Below are 7,148 nucleotides of genomic sequence, written 5' to 3'. Positions count from 1 at the left end.
GCGAGCATGAACTCCAACCGATCCGCCGGATACTCCGGATCCAGCGGCAGATACGCACCACCCGCCTGCCACACCGCCAACACCGCCACAACCATCCCGACGCCACGCGGCAAACACAGACCCACCACCGACTCCGCACCCACACCAGACCCACGGAGGTAACGCGCAAGCCGATTCGCCCGCGCCATCACCCCGCCATACGTCAACCACTCATCACCCGACACCACCGCCACCGCATCAGGGGTCGCCACCGCCCGCTCAGCAACCAGCTCATGCACCCCACCCACCGACGGCAACACCACCGAAGACGCATTCCACCCCTCCACCACCAACTCACGCTCACCCGCCGAAAGAACCGACAGCTCACCCACCCGACAGTCAGCTTCCTCCGCCACCGCCCGCAACAGCGTGACCAGGTGCGCCATCATGCGTTCGACGGTCGCGGCATCGAACAGTGCAGTGCTGTACTCGATCTGCCCCGCCAGCCCACCGCCCTCGCTGTCGCCGAGCCGCAGCGCCAGGTCGAACTGCACCGTGCGAGCCGTATGCCCGGGCGACTCACCGGACCGCTCACTGGACAGCTCACCCGCTGCCTCCGGCGCGCCGCCCGTGTCGTAGCTGAAGAACACCTGGAAGAGCGGGCTTCGCGAGCGGTCACGCTCGACGGCCAGATCGTCCACCAACTGCTCGAACGGCACATCCTGATGCGCGTACGCACCAAGCGCCGTCCCCCGTACCCGCTCCAGCAGCTCACGGAACGACGGATCCCCCGACAGGTCCGTACGCAGCACCAACGTATTCACGAAGAACCCGATCAGGTCCTCGGTCTCGGCACGGTTCCGGTTCGCCACCGGCGTGCCCACCACCACATCGTCCGAACCCGCATACCGACCCAGCAGGACATCGAAGGCAGCCAGCAGCGTCATGAACATCGTCGCGCCGCTCTCGCGCGACAGCGCTCGCAGCGGCTCCGCCACGGCCTCCGGGATGGTGAACGCGGCCTGCGCTCCCTCCGAGGAACGCACTGCCGGGCGTGGCCGGTCCATCGGGAGTTCCAGGGTCGGCATGTTCTTCAACTGGTCTTGCCAATAGCCGAGTTGCCCGTCCAGGACCTCGCCGGCCAACCACTGTCGCTGCCACACCGCGAAGTCCGCGTACTGCACGGCCAGCGGCGGCAGCGGGTCGGGCTCGCCCGCGCGGAACGCGTCGTACAGCTCCGCGAGTTCGCGCTGGAAGATGCGCTCCGACCATTCGTCGGTGACGACGTGGTGCATGGTGAGCGCCAGTACGTGCTCGTCCGGCGCGAGACGGATCAGAGCGGCCCGGACCAGTGGCCCGTTCGTCAGGTCGAACGGGGTGGCCGCGTCCGCTGCCACCAGGGCGTGGGCGGCGGCCACCGGGTCCGTCGCCTCCGATACGTCGACGACCGGCAGCGGGAAGGGCGCAGGCGGGTCGATCACCTGGTGCGGCACACCGTCCGCGTCAGAGGTGAGGCGGGTGCGCAGCACCTCGTGCCGCGCCATCACACCGCCCAGCGCCGCCCCCAGCGCGGCCACGTCCAGGTCTCCGGGCCAAGGCATCGGGGTCGGAAGTACGTGTCCCAGCGCACCCGGGTCCAGCCGGTCCAGGAACCACAGGCGTTGCTGGGCGAACGACAGAGGCAACGGCTCGTCCCGGCCGGCCGGTGTCACCGGCGGCACCGCCACTCCCGTACCCGACTCGTCGATCGCCTCCGCCAGGCCACGTACCGTGGGCCGGTCGAACAGCGCCGACAGCGGCACCTCGGTACCGAACACCTCGCGCACCCGGGAGATCACCTGGGTGGCGAGCAGCGAGTGGCCGCCGATCCCGAAGAAGTCGTCATCGGCTCCGATCCCGTCCACCTTGAGGACCTGTTCCCAGATACCGGCGAGCAGCTCCGCGGTGGCGCCCGCCGGAGCCACGTATGCGTGTGCCTCCATGTGGGCGGTGAGGTCGGGCTGCGGGAGTACGGCGCGGTTGAGCTTGCCATTCTGGGTCAGGGGCAGCTCGGTGAGTTCGATGAACACCGCGGGGATCATGAAGTCCGGCAGGCTCTGCCGCAGGTGGTCACGCAATGCGGCCATCGGCGGAATGCCCTCGCCGAGGTCGGCCGGGACCACATAGGCCACGAGGCGGCGGTCCATGCCGTCGCCGAAGGCCGTCACAACTGCCGACCGGACGCCCGTGTGGGTGGCCAGGACGGCTTCGATCTCGCCCGGCTCGATACGGACTCCACGCACCTTGATCTGGTGGTCGGCGCGGCCGAGGAACTCCAGCTGCCCGTCCACGAGCCAGCGCACCCGGTCGCCGGACCGGTACATGCGCGCGCCGTCGCCGGCGAACGGGTCGGCCACGAACCGCTCGGCCGTCAGCGCGGGGCGCCCACTGTAGCCGCGTGCCACGCCGGCGCCGCCGATGAACAGCTCGCCCGGGACACCAACAGGCACGGGCTTGGACCGGGCATCGAGGACGTACACCTTCGTGTCCGCGATCGGCAGCCCGATCGGCACGGACGACACCGGCTCCCGCAGTGTGGAGGCGACGCAGGTGATGGTTGTCTCGGTCGGTCCGTACGTGTTGTAGATGGGCACGTTCGTCTGCGCGAACCACTGGCCGAGCGCCTGCGGGGACACCGCTTCGCCGCCCAGGATCAGCCAGCGGAAGTCCGGCCCGAGCGCGTCACCGGCCGAAAGGCCGGGAATGATCATCTCCCACAGTGCGGGCGTGATCTCCACCGAGGTCACAGCCTGTTCCCGGATCTCACGCAGTACCCGCTCCGGCGCCCATTGGTCCGCTCCACGAAGTACGAGGCGTCCGCCGTGCAGCAGGATCGCGAAGAGCTGCTCCTGCGCGGCGTCAAAGGTGAGGGACGCCAACTGGAGCGTCACGTCGGCCGATGTCAGGCCGTACCGCCGGCCCATCTCCTGCAGTTGCAGGCTCCACGAGTGGTGCTGGATCAGCACGCCCTTGGGCATACCGGTCGAACCGGAGGTAAAGATGACGTACGCGAGGTTCTGCGGCGTCACATCCGCCTGGGGGTCCTCGGTGGCGTAGGTGGCGATGTCCGGCCAGTCGGCGTCGATGAGGAGGAGGGGGGACGAAACCGCTGCGAGCCGTTCCTCCAGTACGGCTTGGGTGATGAGCAGCGCCGCGCCGGACGACTCCATCATGTGCTCGAGCCGCTGGGCGGGCTGGTCCGAGTCGAACGGCAGGTATGCCGCGCCGGCCTTGAGGACGGCGAGCAGGGCCACGACCGACTTCAGGCTGCGGGCGAGGCATACGCCGACGACGTCCTCGCGGCCGATACCCTCCGCGGTGAGCCGGTGGGCCAGTTGGTTGGCCTGCGCGTTCAGCCCGCCGTACGTGAGGTGACGGTCACCTTCCACGACGGCGACCGCGTCGGGAGTGCGGTGCGCCTGCTCCTGGACGAGCAGATGAACGGGGCGTCCTTCCGCGTGCGTCTCCGTGCCTGTTCCGAGGTGCCGCAGTGTCGAGCGTTCGGTGTCGGTGAGCAGGTCCAGGGCGCCGATGCTGCGGTCCGGGTCGAGGACGTCGTGCAGAACGGCGACGAGGTGGCCGGCCATGCGCTGCATCGTGGCGTCGTCGAACAGTGCGGTGCTGTACTCGATCTCGCCGGACAGGGCGCCGTCACCGTTGTCCCTGAAGGTCAGGGACAGGTCGGAGAGGGTGAGGTCACGCGTCATCGCGGGACCAGGCACCGCGGAATCGGCGTCGCCATCCACCGGCTGTGTGTCATTCGGCTGGCCCGGGCCGTCGGATTCAGACGCGTCCGCCGCACCGGCGCCGTCGCGTACGTAGTTGAAGTAGACCTGGAACAGGGAGGTCCGGGACCGGTCCCGCTCGGTGACGAGGTCGTCCACCAGTTGCTCGAACGGCAGGTCCTGGTGGGCGTAGGCGCCCAACGCGGTCTGTCGTACACGGCCGAGGAGTTCGGTGAAGGTCGGGTCTCCGGACAGGTCGGTGCGCAGGACGAGGGTGTTTACGAAGAAGCCGATCAGGCTCTCTGTCTCGGCCCGGTTCCGGTTGGCGACGGCCGTCCCGACCGCGACGTCGTCCGTGTCGCAGTATCGGCCGAGCAGGATGTCGAACGCCGCGAGGAGCGTCATGAACATCGTTGTGCCACTCGCACGTGACAGCGCGCGCAGCGCCTCCGCCGTCTCCGCGGGGACGGTGAACTGCGTGCTCGCCCCCACCGATGACCGAATCGGCGGACGAGTCCGGTCGAGCGGCAGCTCGAGCTCGGTCACGCCCGACAACTGGTCTCGCCAGTACGAGAGTTGCCCGTCGATGACGTCACCGCTCAGCCATTCACGCTGCCAGACCGCGAAGTCGGCGTACTGCACCGGCAGCGGCGGCAGCGGGTTCGGCTCGCCCGCACGGAAGGCCTCGTAGAGCGCCGCCATCTCCTGGTGGATGATCCGCGCCGACCACTCGTCGGAGACGACATGGGGCATGGCCAGCGACAGTACGTGTTCACCGAGTCCCAGCCGGATCAGCGTGCCGCGGAAGAGCGGACCGGCCGCAAGGTCGAACGGCTCCGTCATGCCCTGGGCGACGAACTGCTCGGCCTGGCCCAGCGGATCGTCGCTGCCGGATACGTCCACCACGGGAAGCGGGAAGGCGGCCGGCGGGTCGATCACCTGATGCGCCACTCCGTCCGCATCCGCCACCAGGCGGGTGCGGAGCACCTCGTGGCGGGCGACAAGCGCGCCCAGGGCAGCGCCCAAAGCGGCGACGTCCAGTACTCCGTCGAGGCGGACGGGAAGCGCGACGTTGTACTCGGTTGATCCGGGGTCGAGTTGGTCCAGGAACCACAGGCGCTGCTGCGCGAACGACAACGGCAACGGCTCGTCGCGGCGTGCCGGTGACATCGGCGGCACGGCCGCCCCAGCTCCCGAGGACACCGCCACCACCTCCGCAAGCCCCCGCACCGTCGGACGGTCGAACAACACCGAAAACGCGACCTCCACACCCAGCACCTCGCGAATACGCGAGATCACCTGTGTCGCCAGAAGTGAATGCCCACCCAGCTCGAAGAAACTGTCCGTGGCACCCACCCGCTCCACACCCAGAACCCCACCCCAAATGCCGGCCAGAAGCTCTTCCGTGGCCCCCGAAGGAGCCACAAACCCCTCCAACGCCTGCCGCACACCCTCCGGCTCCGGCAACACCGAACGATCCAACTTCCCATTCGCCGTCAACGGCAACGACGCCAACTCCACAAACACCGACGGCACCATGAACTCCGGCAACCGCCCCGCAGCAAACACCCGCAACTCAGCCACCGGAGGGATGCCCTCACCCAGATCGGCCGGGACCAGATACGCCGCCAGACGACGGTCCCCTTCCGTCCCGAAAGCCACCACCACAGCAGACCTCACCTGCGGATGCGCGGCCAGGACCGCCTCGATCTCACCCGGCTCAATACGGAACCCACGCACCTTCACCTGGTCATCCGCACGCCCCACAAAGTCCAGCCGCCCATCCGCCAGCCACCGCACCACATCACCCGAGCGATACATCCGACTGCCATCACCCACAAACGGGTCAGCGACAAACCGCTCACCCGTCAGACCCGGCCGGCCCCCATACCCCCGCGCCACACCCGCGCCCGCAATGAACAGCTCACCCGCCACCCCAACAGGTACGGGATTCAGACGCGCGTCCAACACATACACACGCACATTCGGCAACGGCACACCAATCGAGGGCACACCACCCTCATCCGCGTCCACCAACCCCGCACACGCAATCACCGTGATCTCCGTCGGACCGTAACCAATGAACAACCGACGCCCCGGACCCCACTCCCGCACCACCCCCTCACCCACACGCTCCGACCCCACAAACAAACTGCCCACACCCGACAACCCCGCACCATCCAGCACACCCAACAACGACGGCGACACACTCGCCGAACCCACACCACCAGCACGAACCAACCCCGCCAACTCCACCGGCACCCGACGCTCCAACGACGACGCCACCACCAACGTCCCACCACCAACCAACGTCACCGCCACATCCAACACCGCCGCATCAAAACTCAACGACGCAAACTGCAACACCCGCACACTCACCCCCACACCCAAAGCCGACCGCAACACCAACGCCAGATTCACCACACCACCATGAGCAACCTGCACACCCTTCGGCCGCCCCGTCGAACCCGACGTATAAATCACATACGCCAACTGACCAGGCAACACCGCCACTTCAGGAGCCGACGAAGACAACCCCGCCAAAGCATCCACGACCGCCGGATCATCCAGCCACACCACACCACCCGCGATCGCATCCACCGGCAACTCACCAGCAACCGACCGCTCACCCACCAACACCTGCACACCCGCATCAGCGAGCATGAACTCCAACCGATCCGCCGGATACTCCGGATCCAGCGGCAGATACGCACCACCCGCCTGCCACACCGCCAACACCGCCACAACCATGCCCACCCCACGCGGCAAACACAGACCCACCACCGACTCCGCACCCACACCAACCCCACGGAGATAGCGCGCAAGCCGATTCGCCCGCGCCATCAACCCCCCATACGTCAACCACTCATCACCCGACACCACCGCCACCACATCCGGGGCCGCAACCGCCCGCTCAGCAACCAGCTCATGCACCCCACCCACCGACGGCAACACCACAACCTCCCCGCCACCACCACCCACCAACTGCTCACGCTCACCCGCCGACAACACCGGCAACTCACCCACCCGCTGCCCCGCATCCTCAGCCACAGCCTCCAGCAACGTCACCAAATGCGCCCCCAAACGCTCCACCGTCGCCGCATCGAACTGAGAGCGGTCGTAGGTGAGTCGGAGCGCGAGTTCGTGTGCCGAGCTGGCGGCCACGGTCAGAGGGTAGTTGGCCTGTTCGCGCATGTGATTGAACCCGGCGCGCAGGCCGCTCTCTGCGGAGTCCGCCTGTCCTTCTTCCAGTTCCTCGACCGGGTAGTTCTCGAAGACGAAAAGGGTATTGAACAGCGCCTGACCAGCTGGCAGTTCGCTGCAGTCCGCGATCGTCACCAACGGCGTGTGCTCGAACCGGCGTGCCCGCACCTGCTCGTCCTGCAGCCCCGCCAGCCACTCCGC

General features: G+C 67.8%; 1 protein-coding gene. It reads right to left on the bottom strand.

What is annotated here, in order from left to right; all coding sequences use genetic code 11:
• Nucleotides 1–7,148: amino acid adenylation domain-containing protein (locus tag ACFT7S_RS38435; protein WP_382741152.1), on the bottom strand; the 7,148-nt coding region annotated here is incomplete at both ends.

Source organism: Streptomyces sp. NPDC057136 (assembly GCF_042670885.1).
Lineage (GTDB): Bacteria > Actinomycetota > Actinomycetes > Streptomycetales > Streptomycetaceae > Streptomyces.
Note: the sequence above shows the minus strand (reverse complement) of the source record. Positions and strands in the feature narration are given on the sequence as shown.